The organism is Xanthomonas sp. DAR33341 (assembly GCF_003992815.1).
Taxonomy (GTDB): domain Bacteria; phylum Pseudomonadota; class Gammaproteobacteria; order Xanthomonadales; family Xanthomonadaceae; genus Xanthomonas; species Xanthomonas cissicola.
The window spans coordinates 44,781-63,866 of record NZ_QEYV01000009.1 but is presented as its reverse complement, the minus strand read 5'-3'; the positions used below and the strand labels follow the sequence as shown (position 1 = coordinate 63,866).

The window sequence follows — 19,086 nt, the reverse complement described above, 5'->3', positions numbered from 1 at the left end:
CACTTGCCGGGCAACTGCGGCTTTGAAACAGAGCAGCGATCCATACCACCGCACGCAGCAGACGTGCTTGCCCGATTCCATCGCAACCGGGTTGCACGCAGGCTTCAGCTCGCTTGCAGCGCCAACGCCACCAGCACCGCTGTTTCGCTGACCTCCACCAATGCACCGCAGGTATCGCCGGTCATGCCGCCCAGGCGCTGCAGGCAGGCACGACGCCACAGCACGAACACCACGCCCGCCACCGCACAGGCAAGCATGCCGCGCAAGCGTCCGCCGGCGAACGCGCAAGCCAGCCCGAGCAGCAACGACAACCGCAAGCCAGTACGCGAACTGCCCACCAGGCCACTGCCAAGCCCGCCGGCACGCACGTAGGGCGTCGTCGAAAAAGCGGCCACCAGCGCCGTGCGCGCCAGCAGCGGAGCAAGCCATACCACGCCCGTCGCCGTGGGCAACAAGGCGGCCAGCGCCGCGCATTTGAGCAACAGGATCAGCACGACCGCAGTCACCGCCATCGGGCCGCTGGTGGGATCTTTCATGATCGCCAGCGTGCGCGTGCGATCGCCCATGCCGCCGACCCAGGCATCGGCCGTGTCTGCCAGGCCGTCGATGTGCAAGGCGCCGGTGAGCCAGACCCAGCTGCTCAACAACATCGCGGCCCCGAGCAACGGCGCCGCATCCCGCAAACACCACGCCAACGCGCTCAGCACTGCGCCGATCAGCAGACCGACGGCCGGGTACCACGGCAGCGAACGCGCCTGCGCGCCGGGCCGGGCGAACACCCAGCCGGGCACCGGCATGCGGGTCAGGAACCCGACCGCGGCAAGCAAGCCGTCGATCATCCGGAGCTGGACGCCATGGAAACGGCTGTCGGCGTCGCGACGGCTGGTGGCCAGGCCAGCGGATGCAGGCAGGCGTGCGGCACGGCGATGTCGGTCATGCTGCCGAAGGCGCGTGCTTCGACGATGCAGCGCAGCGCACGGATGGCGCCGCCGTGGGTGACCACCAGCGCGCGTTGCGCCGGATAGCGCGCCACGATGTCGTCCAGTGCCGCAGACAAGCGTGCACAGAAGTCTGCGAACGGTTCGGCTTGCGGTGGCGGGTGGCCTACCGGGTCGGCCCAGAACCGGCCGAGCGCATCGCCGTCGTCGCGGTCGATATCCGCCACCGGCACGCCCTGCCAGCGGCCAAAGTGATATTCGCGCAGGCGCGGGTCCAGCTGCAGCGGCATGGCACGCGCTTGGGCAAGCTCGGTGGCGAACAAAGCGCAGCGCTGCAACGTGGATGCCACGACTGCGTCCCACACGCCATCGGCAGTGGCCGCACGTAATTGCTGCCAGCCCAGCTCGGTGAGCGGGTCGTCGAGCTGGCCGCGATAACTGCGTTGCCCCGTGTCGCCATGCCGCAACAAGGTGATCTGCGCGCTCATGCGTCCGATACCCCGGCTTCGGCGAAGGTCGCCATGCCGTTGTGCAAGGCGCAGGCGCTGCGCAGTAGCGGAATCGCCACCGCCGCGCCGCTGGCTTCGCCCAGACGCAGATCCAGTTGCAGCAAGGGCTCGGCATCCAGCGCACGCAGCAGTGCCGCATGCCCACGCTCCTGCGAGCGATGCCCGAACAACAACCACTCGCGCACGCCGGGATTCAGGCGCGTGGCCACCAGTGCCGCCGCCGTGGTGATGAAGCCATCCACCAGCACCGGGATGCCGGCCTGCGCGGCGGCGATATAGGCGCCGACGAGGGCAGCGATTTCGAATCCGCCCAGTCGACGCAGACGCTCCAGCGGGCTCGATGCATCGGCATGCAAGGCCAGCGCACGCGTGATCACGGTGGCCTTGTGCGCGATGCCTTCGGCATCCAGGCCGGTGCCTGCACCGGCCATCGCCTGCGGGAACTGCGACAGCAAGGCGCAAGCCAGCGCCGCGGCAGAGGTGGTGTTGCCGATGCCCATCTCGCCGCCGACAAATAGCTGGGTATCGCAGCTCCTGGCCTGCGCGATGCTGTCGGCACCGGCGGCGAGCGCATCGCGCAATTGGGTGGCCGTCATCGCCGGCTGTTCGCAGATATTGGCGCTGCTAGGCGCAATCCAGGCACGCCGCACCCGCGGCAGGTCGCCGGGGTCGTTGACCACGCCCAGATTCACCACTTCCAACCGCGCGCCCAGTTCGCGCGCCAGTACCGCAATGGCGGCGCCACCGCGTGCGAAATTGCGCACCATCTCGCCGGTGACCGCCTGCGGAAATGCCGAGACCCCTTCGGCCGCTACGCCATGGTCGGCGGCATACACCGCGATCCAGACCCGCTGCGCTCCTGGCCGTTCGGTGCGTTGCCAGGCTGCCAGCTGCACCGCCAGGTGTTCCAGCCGGCCCAGCGCGCCGGGCGGCTTGGTCAGCTGTTCCTGCCGGGCAAGCGCGGCAGAGCGCATGCGCGCGTCCGGCACTGCGCAGGCACCAAAGATCCAATCGCTCCTCACACGCGCTCTCCTTTCAACACCATCGGCAACCCTGCCACCACCAACACCACACGCTCGCACTGTAGCGCCAATGCCTGATGCAGCCAGCCAGCCTCGTCCACAAACCGACGCGTGAGTTCACCCAACGGCACGATGCCCTGCCCCACTTCGTTGCTGACCAGCAGGATCTGCCCCGGCATCTGCGGCAGCGTTGCCAGCAGTGCGTCGCGCTCGCGCGCGAATACGTCCGCATCCGGGTGACCAAGCAGGTTGCTCAGCCACAGGGTCAGGCAATCCACCAGCACGCAGCGATCCGGCGCGGCATGCGCCTGCAGGCTTGCCGCCAGCGCGATGGGCTCTTCCACGCACTGCCAATGCGCTGGGCGTTGGCTGCGGTGATGGGCAATGCGCCGATGCATTTCCTCATCGAAGGCTTGCGCTGTAGCCAGGTAGGTCACTGCGCGCCCGGACGCTGCCGCGATGCGCTCGGCCAGTGCGCTCTTGCCCGAACGGGCGCCGCCAAGAATCAGGTGCTGCATGCCGCCTCCCTGCTGATGAGGCGTGTCAGTGCGGCGGTATCCAGATGCGTGTGCACCGCATCGGCCAGACGTTCCAGGCTGGCTTCGCGTAGCGCGGCAAGATCCAGTGGCGCGGCCTGCGCCAGACCGGCCCATGCCAGCAATGCAGCCAGTGCCTGCGGGTGGTCGAACACACCATGCACATAGGTGCCGAGCACCTGGCCATCGTCGGAGATGGCGCCATCGGTACGCCCATCGTCCAGCTGCAGCAATGGCCGTGCCAGCGCAGCGCCGCTGCTGATGCCGCAGTGAATTTCATAGCCGCTGACACCGGCATCGCCCAGCAGCAGGCGCCCGTGCACGCGATGCAATTGCTTGTGCGGCTGCAGCGTGGTTTGCAGCGGTAGCCACCCAAGACCGGGGCTGCTGCCCGCTGCGCCTTCGATCCCATCCGGGTCGTGGAGATGGGTGCCCAGCATCTGCAGTCCGCCGCAGATGCCAAGCAGTTTTCCGCCATAGCGCAGGTGACGGGCGATGGCGGCGTCCCACCCATGCGTGCGCAGCCACTGCAGATCGTGCCGGGTGGATTTGCTGCCCGGCAGCAGGATCAGATCGCACGGCGGTGGCGTCTGCCCAGGACCGATCAAGCGCACATCCACTTGCGGATGCGCCAGCAACGCGTCGATGTCGGTGTGATTGCTGATGCGCGGCAGCACCGGCACCACCACGCGCAATTGCGACTGCGGTTTCTGCGGCGCGTTGCGCGGCACCGCATCTTCGGCATCCAGCTGCAGGCCGTGCAGATACGGCAAGACGCCGAGCACCGGCTTGCCCGTTTCGCGCTCCAGCCATTCCAGGCCGGGCTGAAGCAGCGCAAGATCGCCGCGAAACCGATTGATCACAACACCTGCAACGCGTGCGCGCTCGCTGGCCGAGAGCAACGCCAGCGTGCCGACCAGATGGGCGAACACGCCGCCGCGGTCGATGTCGGCCACCAGAATGACGGCGCAATCCACCGCTTCGGCATACCCCATGTTGGCGATGTCGTTGGCGCGCAGATTGATCTCGGCCGGGCTGCCGGCACCTTCCACCAGCACCACATCGAAGCGCTCGACCAGGCGCTCATGCGAGGCCAATACCGCCTTGAACGCGGTTGCCTTGTAGGCGTGATAGCCCACCGCATCCAGCGTGGCGACCGGCTGCCCGTGCACGATCACCTGCGCACCGGTATCGCTGTTGGGCTTGAGCAATACCGGATTGAAATCGGTCTGCGGCTCCAGCCCGCATGCCTGTGCCTGCAATGCCTGCGCGCGGCCGATTTCGCCACCGTCCACCGTCACTGCCGAATTCAACGCCATGTTCTGCGGCTTGAATGGCGCCACCGCAATGCCCTGGCGATGCAGCCACCGGCACAGCGCGGCCACCAGCGTGCTCTTGCCCGCATCGGAGGTGCAGCCCTGCACCATCAGCACGCGTGCGCTCATGCCAGCACCTGCCGCAGGGCCGCATCCAGACGCGCTTCGCCCGCGGCATCGGGGGGAAGGCCGAAGCGCAGACTGGACGGTGTGTCGAATAGCCGCGTCAAAATGCCGCGTTGCGCCAACGCGACGTGCAGGGTGGCGGCGTCCTCGCGCCGACACCACTGAAAGAACGCAGTGCTTGCGGTAGGTGCGATCGAATGCGCATGCAACAGCTGCGCAAGCCGCTGCGATGCCGCGTGCAGGCGCGCACATGCCTGCAACTGCCACGGCGTATCGGCCAATGCCTGTTGCACGGCCCAGCGTGCCGGGCCGCCGAGCGTCCACGGCCCCAAGCGTTCGCGCACTGCATCCAGCAATGCGCGATCTGCGCAGACAAATCCCGCACGTGCGCCTGCCATGCCGAAGAACTTGCCCACCGAGCGCAGCACGACCAGACCGGGCCGTTGGGTGAAGGCGCATACGCTATGTTGCGGGGTCGCATCCATGAAGGCCTCGTCGATCACCAGCCACCCACCGCGTGCTGCAAGCCGCGCATGCAGCTGCAGCAGCGTGTCGGGATCGAAGCGGTCGGCGCATGGGTTATTGGGGTGGATCAGCACGATCACATCCAACGTCTCACCGGCTTGCAGCAACTGCGCAGCGCTCATCGGCACGACCTGATGTCCGGCACGCTGCCATGCCTGCGCATGCTCGGCGTAGCCAGGCGTGAGCACGCCGACGCGGCTGGGTGCGCGCAGCAGCGGCAAGGCCTGAATCGCCGCCTGCGAGCCGGCCACCGGCAGTACCCGCGGCGCGCCGTAATATGCAGCCGCGCGTTCGGCCAGGCCATCGTCGTCTTCGGGCAAGCGCTGCCACACATGCTCCGGGATGGCGGGCACTGGCCATGCAAACGGGCTCACGCCAGTGGACAGGTCCAGCCACTGCGCGAGCGGAATGTTGTAGGCCTGCGCAGCGCGGCGCAGACGTCCGCCGTGTTCAAGCATTGCGCACTCCCGGTGGCGGCGCGGCGCCACCTGCGCCGTCGTGAACGGTGCGCCGGTGCATGTTGGTGAAGCACCAGACCATCCGCGTGCCGATCATCGCATCGCCAGCGCAGTTGCCAGCACGCCCAGCAGCAGCCAGAACGCGACACCGGCGCGCACCAGCCGCAACGCACGTTGCACGCTATTTGCGCTTGCCGCCGCGCCCTCGCCCAGCGCGGGGCGTGCCTGCCAATGGCCGTGGTACGGCGCAGGCCCGCCTAGTTGGACATGCAGCGCGCCTGCACCCGCTGCCATCACGGGACCGGCATTGGGGCTTTTCCAGCCACGTCCCTGCCGCCAGGCGCAGCGCATGCCCGCGCAGGTGCGACCCAGCACCGCATAGGTCGCTGCGGTCAGCCGCGCCGGCAGCCAGTTCAACGCATCGTCGATGCGCGCCGCAGCCCAGCCGAAGTTGACATAGCGCGGCGTGCGATAGCCCCACATCGCATCCAGCGTATTGGATAGCCGATACAACACCGCTCCCGGCGCGCCCAGCACGACGCCCCAGACCAGCGCGGCGAAGACGGCATCGCTGCCGTTCTCCAGTACCGACTCGGTCGCTGCGGCAGCGACCTGGGTCGCGTCCAGTGCGGCCGTATCGCGACTGACGATACGGCCCACTGCAGCGCGGGCGGCAGGCAGATCAGCGACCTGCAGCGCATCGATCACCGCTTGCGCGTGTTCACCCAGGCTACGCAGGCCCAGCGCCGAATACAGCGTGATCGCGGCAAACCCTGCCGCCGCCCAGGGCGACACGCACCACAGCCCCCATTGCACCACTGCAGCGACACAGGTCAACGGCAACACGCTCACGCACCACGCCAGGATGCCGGCGCTGCGACGGTCGCGGTGCAGGCGCGCTTCGACACGTTGGGCCCAGTTGCCGACCAGCACCAGCGGATGTCCGCGCCGCGGCTCGCCGAGCAGCAGATCCAGGAGCACGGCAGAGGTGGCAATCACCAGCAGCATGGCGTGCAGTCCCGGCGCATGCCAGCCAGCATGCCGAGCCATACGAGGCGTTGCGCGCGCACGCTCACGGCTACAGCTCGATGCCGAGTTGCGCCTTGATGCCGGCATTGAAGGCGTGCTTGACCAGGCGCATCTCGGTCACGGTGTCGGCGACCTCGATCAACCCGGCCGGCGCGCCGCGCCCGGTGATCACCACGTGCTGGCGGGGCGGTCGCACGGCCACGGCGGCAAGCACCTCATCCAGCGCGATGTAGTCTTTCACCAACGCGATGTTGAGTTCGTCCAGCAGCACGAAGTCGTAGCGCGCATCGGCCAGCATGCCGCGCGCGAGCTGCCAGGCGGCCTGCGCGGCGGCGATGTCGCGTGCGCGGTCCTGGGTTTCCCAGGTGAAGCCTTCGCCCATGACGTGATAATCGAGCAGATCCGGAAAGCGACGGAAAAACGCTTCTTCGCCGGTCGAAAACGTGCCCTTGATGAATTGCACGACGCCGCAATACAGGCCATGCCCAAGCGAACGCGCCAGCATGCCGAAGCCGGACGAGCTCTTGCCCTTGCCATTGCCGGTATTGACCAGCAGCACACCGCGGTCGATCACCGCACGTGCGATGCGCCGGTCGACCAATTCCTTCTTGCGCTGCGCACGTTCGCGATAATGCGCTTGATCGTGCTCGGGGCTGGTCATGCGCGCGCTCCAAGGGGTGGACGTGCGCCAGCGGAGCGTCGTGCAGCCAACAGCGCGAAGGCCAGGCCGACATAGCCGGCCAGGGTTGCAAGGGCGTGTGGATAGTCCGCCGGCACGCGCGCAATGAACCCGCCCGGCGTGGCATGCGGGTAGCGACCAGACAGGAAATAGAAGCCGGCTTTGGAGAGCAGATAGGCGGCGCTGCCGCTGATCAGCAAGGCCAACAGCGGCCCGACGACACGACGCCAGCCCTGGCGCTGCAGTTGCAACGCAGACAGCAGGCCGCCCCACCACAACGCGGCGTACGCCAACGCCAACGCCCAGTACGCCGGCGACAGGCACCAGTCGCTGCTGCTGCCCGAGGCCAGGCCGATCAGATCCAGCAGCGATACGATCCCGAACAGCAGCGGCAACATCCACAGCGGGCGTAACAACGCGCCGGCCAGAAAAAACACCGCCCATGAGGCCGTGGGCAAGGCATCCACATTCGCAAAATGCTCGCCGCGCGCACAGACCATCAAGACGGCAAGTGCGATGCCGCACGCTCTGGCCGCTGTGCCGTGCAACGGCAACGGCGTCGCAGCTGCGCGCGGCGCCACCATCATGACACTTCCGAAGGCGTGGAGAACGGCGTTGCGGCGCGCCAGCGCAGCGCGCACCATGCGGCTGCCAGCACCACCGCCAGATACAGCGCTGTCGTGCGCACGAACAGCGGTCCCCACTGCCAGGCGCGCTGCAGATACTGCGCCCAGTGCGGGTCGGTGTAGCGCCCGCCCCACCAGTAGAACGCGCCATTGGAGATCAAGAACGACAGCACAGCGGCCAAGGTGCCCAGACCCCAGGCGATGCTCAGCGACGCAGCGCTTGGCCGCAGACGTGCGTGAGTCGCGCGCCCGGCGTACCAGAGCACGCCATAGGCCACCGGCAATGCCGCGTAGGCCGCCGTGATGCAGAAGTCGCTGACGCCGGCAAGGCGCACCGCAGTCCAATCGATCGCCACCGACAACCCCAGCAAGGCGATGAAGTAGCCGTGCCGCCGCAAGGCCAGGCCGCCGAGAAAGAACACGGCCATGGATGCATCCGGCAGGTGCAGCCAGTCACTGACATGATGGAAGCGGGTCGCGGTCATCAGCAGCATCGAAGCGATGAACAACAGGCGTTCGGAAGAGCGGGATAACGGCGGCATCGATGGTCTCCTTCAGATTTTCGATCGCCACCCGGATGGCGCAACAGACATCAGGCAAATGATCGCCCCCTGCAAACCGTAACGATCCTTGCATCCAGCAGCAAGCGCCGACTGCGCGGCTTAGAGCGGCTAACAAAATGTCGCGGGCAATCGCCAGGTGAAACGCGGACAGCGCAAGCAACCGCGGTGTACGCCTGGTCCATGCGGATCCGGGCACCGCGCGCGCCCATCCGTTGGCTGCGCAGTCGTGTCGTCGGCTGCTCTCAGTGCGCCGGTTGGTAGCGCAAGGTCAGCAGATAATTGCGGCCTGGCTGGGCGTACCAACGTGCGGTTTCGTAGTGGCGGTCGAATACATTGTTGGCGGCCAGTTGCACCTTCCAGTCCGCATTCACTGCATAACTCACGCGCAGATCCAGCAAGCCGTAGCCGGCCAGGCGATCGGTATTGGCCAGATCGTCGTAGCGTGCACCCGATCCGAACAGGCTTGCGCCGATGCCGAATGCACCGATGTTGCGGTCGGCATCGATGCGCCCGCTCTGGCGCGCACGCCGCGGCAACCAGTTGCCATGATTGACCTCGCCATCGGCCTGCGGGGCAAGCCAGGTCAACGCGCTGCGCAGGGTCCAGCCGGCCAGTTCGGTGTCGTAGCCCGCTTCCACGCCGCGGATGCGCGCCCGATCGATATTGTTCGGCTGCCCGAACGGATGCGTCGCATCCACCAACGAGGCGTCGTAGGCGATGAGGTCGTCGATACGGGTCTGGAACGCGCTGAGCGTCCAGGTGCCCCAGTCGTAGCGACCGCGCAGGCCGAGCTCGGCACTCTTGGAGGTTTCCGGGCCGAGCAGCGGGTTTCCGTATTCGGGGTAATACAACTCATTGAAGGTGGGCGCCTTGAACGCAGTGCCGTAGCTGGCGGTCAGGCGCAGATGCTCGGCGACATCCCAACCCCACAGCAGGCTGCCGGTGGTCTTGCCGCCGAACTGGCTGTTGTCGTTGCGACGCAGGCTGGCCTGCAGCGATTGGCTGCCAAACGTCTGCTGCAATTGCGCAAATGCGGCGCGGTCGATGCGGCTGTCGGCATCGTAGGTATCGCTGCTGGCGATGGCGTCGCGCTGCCAATCGAAGCCGACCGTGAGCAGACCGGGGCCGGTGTCGAGATCGGCCTGCAACGCACCCTGCTTGCGGCGGGTGTCGTAGGTCGACAGATAGGCGCCTTGGTAGTACGCATCGCTCAGATCGGCGCTGCTGCCCACGCTGGCAGTGAGCTTGAGCGCATCGCTCGGCGCGTAACGCACGCGGCCGCCGATGGCCTGCTGCACGCCCTTGCTCAGATTGCCGCCGAATGCCGAACCGTCGTATTCGTTACGGCTCTGCGCGCGCAATCCATGCACATCGGCATCCCACTGGCGATTGAAACGCCAGCCGCCCTGCGCGCTCAACGAATCGTTGCGATAGCCGTCGCGGTCCGGGTCGTAGGCGCTGGAGCCGGTATCCAGATACGCGTTGATACCGTCGGTTTCGTCGTGCACGGCGTTCACCGAATACCAACCACCGGCGTCGCTCAGATCGCCCGGGCTGCGCCCCGCAATGCCCGCGCCGTAGCGTCGCGCGTTGTCGCTGCCGGCCGCCACGCTCAAGGTCGGCACCAAACCGCCTTGCGGACGCCGGGTAAAGATCTGGACCACCCCGCCCAGCGCTTCGGAGCCATACAGGCTGGAAAACGGGCCACGCACGATTTCGATGCGTTCGATCTGCTCGATCGGCAGATCCTGCAACGCCGCGCCGCCAGCGGTGGCCGAGCCGATGCGCACGCCATCGATCAGCACCACCACATGGTCTGCCTCGGTGCCGCGCAGGAACAGCGAGGTCGCCTTGCCAGGCCCGCCATTGTTCGCCAGCGACACGCCCGCTTCGCCACGCAACAGGTCCTGCAGCGAATTGACCTGACGACGCTCGATCTGCGCGCGGTCGATCACCGTGACCGGCGCCAGCGTCTGGTCCTGGGTCTGTGCGGTACGCGAGGCGGTGACCACGACTTTGTCCAGATCGATGGCGGCCTCGGCCTGGGCCACAGTGGCAATGCACAGCGACAGCCCCACGGCGAGCACGGCACGACGCGGCGAAACGGAAGAAAGGGACATCAACTGCTGCTCCTGGAACCGCGCCAACCCGCGCGTAGGCAATCGGGCGGCAGGCAGCAACGGGCCAAGCGTCCGGCGCGCAGCGTCAGACGAGCAAGGCCACGCCCACCGCGTGCCGGGTCAATCCCTCAGGCCGGTCTCCGGGCTTGCGAGTGGAAGCTGGCGCTTCCGATGCCGCGCCTTCCCATGCGACTGCACAGTGGCGTAGTGCGGCATCTGACCTCGCCCACCGTTGCGGGGGCAGCTCCGGAATTGCAGCTCGCCAAGGCGATCCGCGCACCGGATTCCCGTTTAAACCACCGGCCAACCGGCAGTCACCTCAGGGGCGCGCATGGTAGCAGGATTGGCGGACCGCGCCGCCGAGATCTGCGGCGGCCGGCCAGCCGCACGTTCCAGCTCGACGTAGGAGCGCACCTGGGCGCGATGGGCGTTCCCGGTGAAGCCATCGCGCCCAGTGCACTCCTACGCCGTGCGGGCCTCGCGCTCAGTCCTTGGTAAACACCAGCCGTCCGCCGTCGGCACGCACGCGCACGCTATCGCCGCTGAGATACTGGCCCGACAGGATCTGCTGCGCCAGCGGATTCTCCACCTGCGATTGGATCGCGCGTTTGAGCGGACGCGCGCCGTACACCGGGTCGAAGCCGACACTGCCCAGCACCTCCAGCGCCGCATCGTCCAGGTCCAGCTTGAGGCCGCGCTCGGCCAGGCGTTTTTCCAGGCCTTGCAACTGGATGCGCGCAATCGACTTGATCTGCGCCTTGTCCAGCGGATGGAACACCACGATGTCGTCCAGCCGGTTGATGAACTCCGGGCGGAAGTGGGCCTGCACCACCCCCATCACCGCGGCCTTCATCTGCGTGTACGCCTCGGCGCTATCGTCGCCGGACAGCTCCTGGATCTGGTGCGAGCCCAGGTTGGAGGTCATCACGATGACGGTATTGCGGAAGTCCACGGTGCGGCCCTGGCCATCGGTCAGGCGGCCATCGTCGAGCACCTGCAGCAGGATGTTGAAGACATCCGGATGCGCCTTTTCCACTTCGTCCAGCAGGATCAGCGAATACGGACGACGACGCACGGCCTCGGTGAGATAACCGCCTTCTTCATAACCCACATAGCCAGGAGGTGCACCGATCAGGCGCGCGACCGAATGCTTCTCCATGAACTCGCTCATGTCGATGCGAATCATCGCTTCGGTGCTGTCGAACAGGAAATCCGCCAGCGCCTTGCACAGCTCGGTCTTACCCACGCCGGTGGGACCTAAGAACAGGAACGAGCCACTGGGGCGGTTCGGGTCGGACAGGCCGGCGCGCGAGCGGCGCACCGCATCGGACACCACCTTGATCGCCTCGTTCTGACCGACCACGCGATGATGCAGCTCGTCTTCCATGCGCAACAGCTTGTCGCGCTCGCCTTCGAGCATCTTGTTGACCGGAATGCCGGTCCAGCGCGACACCACTTCGGCGATTTCCTCGGCGGTCACGCGGTCCTGCACCAGCTTGAAATCGTGGTGTTCCACCTCGTTGGCGAGCAGCATCTGCTTTTCCAGTTGCGGCAGCACGCCGTACTGAATCTCGCTCATCTTGGCGTAGTCCTGGCGGCGCTGCGCGGCCTCCAGTTCCAGCTTGGCGTGCTCGATCTGCTCCTTGATCTTGGTGGTGCCCTGCAGCGCCGCCTTTTCCGACTTCCACACTTCATTGAGATCGGAGAACTCGCGTTCGAGCTTGTCGATATCGCTTTCCAGATCGGCCAGGCGCTGCCGCGAGGCCTCGTCCTTTTCCTTCTTGAGCATCTCGCGCTGGATCTTGAGCTGGATCAGGCGGCGCTCCAGCCGGTCGAGTTCTTCCGGCTTGGAGTCGATCTCCATGCGGATACGCGATGCTGCTTCGTCCATCAAATCGATGGCCTTGTCCGGCAACTGGCGGTCGGTGATGTAGCGATTGGACAACGTCGCGGCGGCCACGATGGCCGGGTCGGTGATCTCCACGCCGTGATGCACGGCGTAGCGCTCCTTCAGCCCACGCAGGATCGCAATGGTGTCTTCCACCGTCGGCTCGCCCACGAACACTTTCTGGAAGCGGCGCTCCAATGCCGCATCTTTTTCGATGTACTTGCGGTATTCGTCCAGCGTGGTGGCGCCGATGCAATGCAGCTCGCCGCGCGCCAGCGCCGGCTTGAGCATATTGCCGGCATCCATCGCGCCGTCGGCCTTGCCGGCGCCGACCATGGTGTGCAGCTCATCGATGAACAGGATGATCTGGCCTTCGTTCTTGGACAGGTCGCTGAGCACCGCCTTCAGGCGTTCTTCGAACTCGCCGCGAAACTTGGCACCGGCAATCAGCGCGCCCATGTCCAGCGACAGCACGCGCTTGCCGCGCAGGCCTTCGGGCACTTCGCCGTTGATGATGCGCTGGGCCAGGCCCTCGACGATGGCGGTCTTGCCCACGCCCGGTTCGCCGATCAGCACCGGGTTGTTCTTGGTGCGGCGCTGCAGCACCTGGATGGTGCGGCGGATTTCTTCGTCGCGGCCGATCACCGGATCGAGCTTGCCGCTCTCGGCGCGTGCGGTCAGATCGATGGTGTATTTCTCCAGCGCCTGGCGCTGTTCTTCGGCGTTTTCCGACTGCACGGTTTCGCCACCACGCAGCTTGTCGATGGCCGCTTCGATCTTCTTCTTGTCACCACCGGCAGCGCGCAACGCCACGCCCAGCGGGCTGGCATCGTCGGCGGCGGCCAGCACGAACCATTCGCTGGCGATGAACGCGTCGCCATGTTGCTGGGCAAGCTTGTCGGTCTGGTTGAGCAGGCGATTGAGATCGTTGCCGATCGACAGATTGCCTTCCTGCCCGGACACCTTGGGCAGCGTGTCCAGCGCCTCGCCGAGGCGCTCGCGCAGCAGCGGCACGTTGACGCCGGCCTGCGACAGCAGCGGTCGGGTGCTGCCGCCGCTCTGGTCGAGCAGCGCGGCCAGCACGTGCACCGGCTCGATGATGTTGTGGTCGCGGCCCACAGCCAACGACTGCGCGTCGGCCAGCGCCTGCTGGAACCGCGAGGTGAGCTTGTCCATCCGCATGGGGAGATCCTCTGAACAGGTGGCCGGCACCGCCGGCGATACCGTGCAGATGCGGTTGCCGAGCGGGGTTTCAAGGTTTGCCGGTGCTGGAGATGGAAGCGGCCAGGCCGACGCTACCCAAGCGGGCGTGGCGAAGCGGGACGTGCAGGTGGGGCTCCCGCCGGGTGACGCACCAGCCAGTGACCCAGCGTGTCGCCGTGGGCGTTAGTGAAGCGGTGCGCAGGCGCCGGTATGGTCTCGGGAGCCGAGCCCGACACGCACGGGGCTAGAGACGGGGCTAGAGGATGCGTTGCAACGGCGAGGTGTCCTGTGCCGTCGCCCCGCGGGGCGGACCATGGCGCGTCTGCGCCTTCGGGGCAGCTGGCTCCGGCACCTGTGTCGTGCCCAGCAGACGCGACAGCACCTGTGCCTGGATCGACGCCAGCGCCGGCAGCCCGGGCGCACGCGGATGCGGCACCGGCACCGCCACATCCAGGCCAACCTTGCCGTGTTCGAGCACCACGATACGATCGGCCAGCGCGCTCGCCTCGGCCACGTCATGGGTGACCAACACCAGCGTAAACCCATGCTGCCGCCACAACTGCACGATCAGCTGCTGCATTTCGATACGGGTCAATGCATCCAGCGCCCCCAGCGGTTCGTCCAGCAGCAACAGCCGCGGCCGATGCACCAATGCACGCGCCAACGCCACCCGCTGACGTTGACCGCCCGACAACGCGGACGGCCACGCGTTGCCGCGCGTGCCCAGGCCCACCGCGTCCAGCGCCTGCTGCGCCTGCGCACGACCGGCCCGGCCCAACCCAAGCGCCACATTGTCGATCACCCGCTTCCACGGCAGCAGGCGGGCGTCCTGAAACATCAGCCGCACCGCATCGCGCTGCGCTGCCAATGGCGCGCGCCCGCTGTCGACCGTGCCGACATCGGCCGTTTCCAGCCCCGCGATCACGCGCAGCAATGTGCTCTTGCCGCAGCCGCTGCGCCCCACGATTGCCACGCACGCACCGGGCGCGATGTCCAGGTCGATGCCGCGCAACACGTCGCTGTCACCATAACGTTTCGCGATGCCGCGTACGCGCAGCGGCAGCCCGGTGGCGGCAGCGCTCATCGGCGTAGCTCCGCACGCTGTTGTTGCGCCGGATGCCAGCCCAGCCACCAGGCTTCCAGCCCGCGCGCGGCCAGATCGGCCAGCTTGCCGAGCAGCGCGTACAGCACGATGGCGACCACCACGATATCGGTCTGCAAGAACTCGCGCGCGTTCGTTGCCAGATAGCCGATGCCGGAACTGGCAGAGATGGTCTCGGCCACGATCAGGGTCAGCCACATCAGGCCCAACGCGAACCGCAAGCCCACCAGAATCGACGGTAACGCACCTGGCAACAGCACGTCCCAAAACAGCTGCGGACCGCGCAGGCCATAGTTGCGCGCCATTTCGATCAAGGCCGGGTCCACGCTGCGGATGCCGTGGTAGGTGTTGAGATAGATCGGAAAAAAGGTGCCCAGAGCGACCAGAAACAGTTTGGCGCCCTCATCGATGCCGAACCACAGGATCACCAGCGGAATCAGCGCCAGATGCGGCACGTTGCGCAGCATCTGCAGGGCGCTGTCGAGCAGGCGCTCGGCCACGCGGCAGACGCCGGTCAACAGGCCGAGCGCAAATCCGATGCTGCCGCCAATCGCCAGGCCGACCGCCGCGCGCCAGCTGCTGACGGCCAGGTGTTGCCACAACTCGCCGCTGCGCACCAGCGTGGCTGCCGCACGCAGCACCGCATCCGGCGCGGGCAGGATGCGCTGTGGCAACCAACCGCTGGACGCTGCAATCTGCCAGCCCGCCAGCAAGCCCAGCGGCAGCAGCCAGGGCAACAATGCGTTGCCCAGGCGGCGCGCGGCGGCGCTCATCGCGACACCTCGGTCGTGGCGCGCTGCAGCGTGTCGCGTACGATCGAAACGGCTGCACAGGCCCGGCCACGCGCAGCGCCATGGCCGCGGCTCCTGCATCTGCCTGCACTCCAACGCATCATTTGCTCACCGCCTGCGCTGCGCCAGCATCCGGCGCACGCCAGACCGCCGGTGCCACCAGGACACGCTTGGGCAACAGGCGCTGCGCGTAGAACAGATCGGCAGTGGCCTGCTGCGCCTTGATGACCTGCACGCTGAGCGGCTGCACGCTGGCCGGCGGGCGGTGCGCCAGCGTGCGCTCCACCACTGCGGGCGGCAGCCCACTCACCTGCGCCAATGTCTTGATGCTGCCGGCACGGTCGCGCTCCAGCAGGCCATCGGCCTGGTTGAGCGTGCCCATCACCTGCTGCACGAACGGCCCCCACGCCGTGGCATAGCGACGCGACGACAGGAAAAACCCACCGGTGAGCCCCAGGCCTTCGCCATTGGCGAGCAGGCGTGCGCTGCCATCCAGCGTCAACGCCGAATACCACGGGTCCCAGATCGCCCATGCGTCCACCTGCCCGGCTGCGAACGCCGCACGCGCATTGGCTGGCGACAGATACAGCGGCGTGATATCGCGCATGCTCAGACCTGATTTGGCCAACACCCGCAGCAGCAGATTGTGCGCACTCGAGCCTTTCTGAAAGGCGATACGCTTGCCCTTGAGGTCGGCCACCGTGCGCAGCGCGCTTTTGCTCGGTACCAGAATGGTCTCGGCCTTGGGCGTGGGCGGCACCCAGCCCACGTAGAGCAGATCGGCACCGGCAGCCTGCGCAAACAGCGGTGGAATATCGCCGGCGCCACCCAGGTCGATGCTGCCCACATTCAATGCTTCCAGCAGTTGCGGGCCTGCCGGAAATTCCACCCAGGTAATCTTGGTCTGCGCAAAGCGCTGCTCCAGCAAACGATGCTGCTTGGCCAACACCAAACTGGAGACTGCCTTTTGATAACCGATCCGCAACTGCGCCGGCTCGGCCGCCAGCGCAGGCTGCGCCCACACAAGACTCGCCAACAGCAAGGCGCTTGCCAACGCGGCGTACGCGGCCGCACGCGCGGCCACTAGCGAGCGATGCATCGCCCGCAGCAAGCCCGTAACCCGCATTGCGGCCGTTGCTTGCACACCCCGGCCACGCCGGCACGATGGCTGCATCGCAGCCTCGATGATGATTGCGGGAACGCGGTAGCGCATCGGCAGAGTCCTCATTGCCAATCGGTGGACGGCTTTTCCCAGAGGTTGATGCCGCCTTCGACCGCATGGCGATCGATCTCGGCCAACTCTTCTGCACTGAATGGCGGCGCCTGCAATGCCGCCACGTTTTCGATCAGTTGCTCCGGACGGCTGGCGCCCAGCAACGCCGAGCTCACGCGCGCATCGCGCAATACCCACGCCAACGCCAGCTGCGCAAGGCTCTGCCCACGCCCGCGCGCAATCGCATCCAGCCCACGTGCACGTTGCAGGTTGTCATCGGACAGATGTTCCGGCCGCAGCGACTGACCGCCGGGCCGGTTGACCCGCGCGTCGGCCGGCACGCCGTCGAGATATTTGCCGGTCAACAGGCCTTGCGCCAGCGGTGTGAAGGCGATCACTCCAGCGCCGAGCTCCGCAGTGGCATCGAACAGCTCGTGCTCGGCCCAGCGGTTGAAGAGGTTGTACGCCGGCTGATGGATCAGCAGCGGCACCTTCCATGCGCAGCAGCGCAGCAATCTCACGTGTCCGCGCGGCCGAATACGACGATATGCCGACATACAGCGCCTTGCCCTGCTGCACCGCGCTGGCCAACGCACCGGCAGTCTCTTCCAGCGGCGTCTCCGCATCGAAACGGTGCGAATAGAAAATATCCACATAGTCCACGCCTAGCCGCTGCAGGCTCTGATCCAGGCTGGACAGCAGGTATTTGCGCGAACTGCCGCCCTGCCCGTACGGGCCCGGCCACATGTCCCAGCCGGCCTTGGTGGAGAGGATCAACTCATCGCGATACGGCTTGAAATCTTCACGCAGCAGCCGGCCGAAATTGATTTCCGCGCTGCCATAGGGAGGGCCATAGTTGTTGGCCAGATCGAAATGGGTGATGCCCAGATCGAACGCGGTACGCAGCAGTGCGCGTTGCGTGTCGATCGGCGTGCTGTCGCCGAAGTTGTGCCACAGGCCTAGCGACAAGGCCGGCAACACAAGGCCGCTGCGGCCAACGCGGCGGTAGGCGATACGGTCGTAACGATCGGGATGTGCGAGATAGCGCATGGGGATGTCCGGTTGGTCAGCGTGGGCTGAAGCGATTGACGGGGCGTTGCAGCCCCAGATGATCGCGCAGCGTGCGCCCGGCATATTCACGCCGGAACAGTCCACGTCGCTGCAATTCCGGCACGACATGCGCGGCCACATCGGCCAGGCCACCGGGCAGATGCGGCACCAGCACATTGAAGCCATCTGCAGCGCCCTGTTCGAACCAGGCCTGCAGCTCGTCGGCAATCCGCGTGGGCGTGCCGATCAGGCTGTAATGGCCGCGCCCGCCCGCGATACGCCGGCCGAGCTGGGCGATGCTCAACTGCTCCTGTCCCGCCAGTTCGGTGAACAACTGCTGGCGGCTGCGCTGGCCGGTTTCGGTGAGCGGTAAATCCGGCAGCGGGCCATTCGGCGGATAGGCCGACAGATCGAAATTGCCCAACATGCGCGACAGCAATGCGATGCCCACCGCCGGTTCCACCAGGTCCTGAAACTGCTCGAATTTTTCCTGCGCTTCGGCCTGGCTCTGGCCCACCACGATGAACACACCGGGCAACACCTTCAACGCATCGCGTGGGCGACCGAACTGGTCCAGCCGGCCCTTGAGGTCGGCATAGAACGCCTGTGCCTTGGCCAATGAGGACTGCGCGGTGAAGACCACCTCGGCGGTCTCGGCGGCCAGCGCACGCCCAGGCTCGGACGAACCGGCCTGCACCAGCACCGGATGCCCTTGTGGGGCGCGCGCAATATTGAGCGGGCCACGCACCTGGAAATGCGTGCCGCGGTGATCCAGCACATGCGCCCGCGCCGGGTCGTGATGCAGGCCGGCGGCCTTATCCGCAATGAAGGCATCGTCGTCCCAACTGTCCCACAGCCCGGCCACCACCTGCTGGAATTCGCGCGCACGCGCATAGCGCTCGGCGTGCACGTAATGCGCATCGCGGTTGAAATTCAGCGCTTCATCGGCGGCGTCGGAGGTCACCAGATTCCAGCCGGCACGCCCGCCGGAGAGATGATCCAGCGAGGCGAACTTGCGCGCCACGTGATACGGCTCGTTATAGCTGGTGGTCACGGTGGCGATCAGACCGATGCGCTCGCTCACCACTGCCAACGCGCTGAGCAGGGTGAGCGGCTCGAACAGGCTGGAACGCGCCATGCGCGAGGCCACCGGCCCACCGGCCGCAGCCAAACTATCGGCAACGAACACCGCATCGAACTTCGCGGCTTCGGCAATGCGCACCATCTCGCGGTAATGGTCGAACACCAGCGTGTCGGCACTGGCCTGCGGATGCCGCCACGCCGCCACATGGTGACCGGTGGCCATCAGGAATGCGCCCAGCGACAGCTGACGTGGCGCGCTCATCGCAGCGCACCGCGGACGGCAGCCATGTCACTGCTCACAGCAACATC

General features: G+C 66.7%; 16 protein-coding genes, 1 other RNA gene, 1 pseudogene and 1 riboswitch. All 18 genes and pseudogenes read right to left on the bottom strand.

The window, feature by feature from the left end:
- Window positions 1–104 precede the first annotated feature (104 nt).
- The gene (locus tag EO156_RS00320; protein ID WP_016850682.1) at window positions 105–839 is read right to left on the bottom strand and encodes an adenosylcobinamide-GDP ribazoletransferase; all 735 of its coding nucleotides are present in this window, start codon (window positions 837–839) and stop codon (window positions 105–107) included.
- Complete coding sequence (locus EO156_RS00315; protein WP_016850683.1) at window positions 836–1,426, bottom strand: histidine phosphatase family protein; 591 nt, start codon at window positions 1,424–1,426, stop codon at window positions 836–838. The genes EO156_RS00320 and EO156_RS00315 overlap by 4 nt, the downstream gene beginning before the upstream one ends.
- On the bottom strand, window positions 1,423–2,469 hold the full coding sequence (gene cobT, locus EO156_RS00310; RefSeq protein WP_005913598.1) for a nicotinate-nucleotide--dimethylbenzimidazole phosphoribosyltransferase: 1,047 nt from the start codon (window positions 2,467–2,469) through the stop codon (window positions 1,423–1,425). Before cobT ends, EO156_RS00315 begins: the two co-directional genes overlap by 4 nt.
- Complete coding sequence (gene cobU / locus EO156_RS00305; RefSeq protein WP_026007145.1) at window positions 2,466–2,987, bottom strand: bifunctional adenosylcobinamide kinase/adenosylcobinamide-phosphate guanylyltransferase; 522 nt, start codon at window positions 2,985–2,987, stop codon at window positions 2,466–2,468. The genes cobT and cobU overlap by 4 nt, the downstream gene beginning before the upstream one ends.
- On the bottom strand, window positions 2,975–4,450 hold the full coding sequence (locus tag EO156_RS00300) for a cobyric acid synthase (protein ID WP_026007146.1): 1,476 nt from the start codon (window positions 4,448–4,450) through the stop codon (window positions 2,975–2,977). Before EO156_RS00300 ends, cobU begins: the two co-directional genes overlap by 13 nt.
- Window positions 4,447–5,430 (bottom strand): threonine-phosphate decarboxylase CobD, encoded by a 984-nt coding sequence (cobD, locus tag EO156_RS00295; protein WP_029828376.1) that lies wholly within the window; start codon window positions 5,428–5,430, stop codon window positions 4,447–4,449. Before cobD ends, EO156_RS00300 begins: the two co-directional genes overlap by 4 nt.
- Before the next feature lie 93 nt (window positions 5,431–5,523).
- Window positions 5,524–6,438: an adenosylcobinamide-phosphate synthase CbiB gene (gene cbiB, locus EO156_RS00290; RefSeq protein WP_029828374.1), complete on the bottom strand. Its 915-nt coding sequence runs from the start codon at window positions 6,436–6,438 to the stop codon at window positions 5,524–5,526.
- 70 nt (window positions 6,439–6,508) lie between these two features.
- Entirely contained in the window at window positions 6,509–7,120 is a 612-nt protein-coding gene (gene cobO, locus EO156_RS00285) for a cob(I)yrinic acid a,c-diamide adenosyltransferase (RefSeq protein ID WP_005913590.1), read from the bottom strand.
- Window positions 7,117–7,722: a hypothetical protein gene (locus tag EO156_RS00280; RefSeq protein ID WP_016850686.1), complete on the bottom strand. Its 606-nt coding sequence runs from the start codon at window positions 7,720–7,722 to the stop codon at window positions 7,117–7,119. The genes cobO and EO156_RS00280 overlap by 4 nt, the downstream gene beginning before the upstream one ends.
- Window positions 7,722–8,306 (bottom strand): hypothetical protein, encoded by a 585-nt coding sequence (locus tag EO156_RS00275; protein WP_016850687.1) that lies wholly within the window; start codon window positions 8,304–8,306, stop codon window positions 7,722–7,724. Before EO156_RS00275 ends, EO156_RS00280 begins: the two co-directional genes overlap by 1 nt.
- 127 nt (window positions 8,307–8,433) lie before the next feature.
- Window positions 8,434–8,509: non-coding RNA, sX9 sRNA (locus EO156_RS00270), on the bottom strand.
- A 60-nt stretch (window positions 8,510–8,569) separates the two neighbouring features.
- Window positions 8,570–10,447: a TonB-dependent vitamin B12 receptor gene (gene btuB, locus EO156_RS00265; protein WP_033483105.1), complete on the bottom strand. Its 1,878-nt coding sequence runs from the start codon at window positions 10,445–10,447 to the stop codon at window positions 8,570–8,572.
- Window positions 10,448–10,560: 113 nt separating this feature from the next.
- Window positions 10,561–10,784, bottom strand: a riboswitch (cobalamin riboswitch).
- 147 nt (window positions 10,785–10,931) lie between these two features.
- Window positions 10,932–13,517: an ATP-dependent chaperone ClpB gene (clpB, locus tag EO156_RS00260; RefSeq protein WP_005913582.1), complete on the bottom strand. Its 2,586-nt coding sequence runs from the start codon at window positions 13,515–13,517 to the stop codon at window positions 10,932–10,934.
- 277 nt (window positions 13,518–13,794) lie between these two features.
- Complete coding sequence (locus EO156_RS00255; protein ID WP_016850689.1) at window positions 13,795–14,622, bottom strand: ATP-binding cassette domain-containing protein; 828 nt, start codon at window positions 14,620–14,622, stop codon at window positions 13,795–13,797.
- On the bottom strand, window positions 14,619–15,413 hold the full coding sequence (gene ssuC / locus EO156_RS00250) for an aliphatic sulfonate ABC transporter permease SsuC (RefSeq protein WP_005913579.1): 795 nt from the start codon (window positions 15,411–15,413) through the stop codon (window positions 14,619–14,621). Before ssuC ends, EO156_RS00255 begins: the two co-directional genes overlap by 4 nt.
- Before the next feature lie 118 nt (window positions 15,414–15,531).
- Window positions 15,532–16,644 (bottom strand): aliphatic sulfonate ABC transporter substrate-binding protein, encoded by a 1,113-nt coding sequence (locus EO156_RS00245; RefSeq protein ID WP_026007149.1) that lies wholly within the window; start codon window positions 16,642–16,644, stop codon window positions 15,532–15,534.
- A gap of 11 nt (window positions 16,645–16,655) precedes the next feature.
- Window positions 16,656–17,694: pseudogene (gene mgrA / locus EO156_RS00240) on the bottom strand (L-glyceraldehyde 3-phosphate reductase).
- 16 nt (window positions 17,695–17,710) lie between these two features.
- Window positions 17,711–19,039, bottom strand: a complete 1,329-nt coding sequence (locus tag EO156_RS00235) for an LLM class flavin-dependent oxidoreductase (protein WP_016850692.1) — start codon at window positions 19,037–19,039, stop codon at window positions 17,711–17,713.
- Window positions 19,040–19,086: the final 47 nt, after the last annotated feature.

What these genes read in the sequence shown, in the direction of transcription:
- EO156_RS00315 (WP_016850683.1), bottom strand. Translation starts at nt 1,426, where the DNA reads ATGAGCGCGCAGATCACCTTGTTGCGGCATGGCGACACGGGGCAACGC.
- EO156_RS00235 (WP_016850692.1), bottom strand. Translation starts at nt 19,039, where the DNA reads ATGAGCGCGCCACGTCAGCTGTCGCTGGGCGCATTCCTGATGGCCACC.
- cobO (WP_005913590.1), bottom strand. Translation starts at nt 7,120, where the DNA reads ATGACCAGCCCCGAGCACGATCAAGCGCATTATCGCGAACGTGCGCAG.
- EO156_RS00245 (WP_026007149.1), bottom strand. Translation starts at nt 16,644, where the DNA reads ATGCGCTACCGCGTTCCCGCAATCATCATCGAGGCTGCGATGCAGCCA.
- cbiB (WP_029828374.1), bottom strand. Translation starts at nt 6,438, where the DNA reads ATGCTGCTGGTGATTGCCACCTCTGCCGTGCTCCTGGATCTGCTGCTC.
- btuB (WP_033483105.1), bottom strand. Translation starts at nt 10,447, where the DNA reads ATGTCCCTTTCTTCCGTTTCGCCGCGTCGTGCCGTGCTCGCCGTGGGG.
- ssuC (WP_005913579.1), bottom strand. Translation starts at nt 15,413, where the DNA reads ATGAGCGCCGCCGCGCGCCGCCTGGGCAACGCATTGTTGCCCTGGCTG.
- EO156_RS00300 (WP_026007146.1), bottom strand. Translation starts at nt 4,450, where the DNA reads ATGAGCGCACGCGTGCTGATGGTGCAGGGCTGCACCTCCGATGCGGGC.
- cobU (WP_026007145.1), bottom strand. Translation starts at nt 2,987, where the DNA reads ATGCAGCACCTGATTCTTGGCGGCGCCCGTTCGGGCAAGAGCGCACTG.
- cobD (WP_029828376.1), bottom strand. Translation starts at nt 5,430, where the DNA reads ATGCTTGAACACGGCGGACGTCTGCGCCGCGCTGCGCAGGCCTACAAC.
- EO156_RS00320 (WP_016850682.1), bottom strand. Translation starts at nt 839, where the DNA reads ATGATCGACGGCTTGCTTGCCGCGGTCGGGTTCCTGACCCGCATGCCG.
- EO156_RS00255 (WP_016850689.1), bottom strand. Translation starts at nt 14,622, where the DNA reads ATGAGCGCTGCCGCCACCGGGCTGCCGCTGCGCGTACGCGGCATCGCG.
- clpB (WP_005913582.1), bottom strand. Translation starts at nt 13,517, where the DNA reads ATGCGGATGGACAAGCTCACCTCGCGGTTCCAGCAGGCGCTGGCCGAC.
- EO156_RS00275 (WP_016850687.1), bottom strand. Translation starts at nt 8,306, where the DNA reads ATGCCGCCGTTATCCCGCTCTTCCGAACGCCTGTTGTTCATCGCTTCG.
- EO156_RS00280 (WP_016850686.1), bottom strand. Translation starts at nt 7,722, where the DNA reads ATGGTGGCGCCGCGCGCAGCTGCGACGCCGTTGCCGTTGCACGGCACA.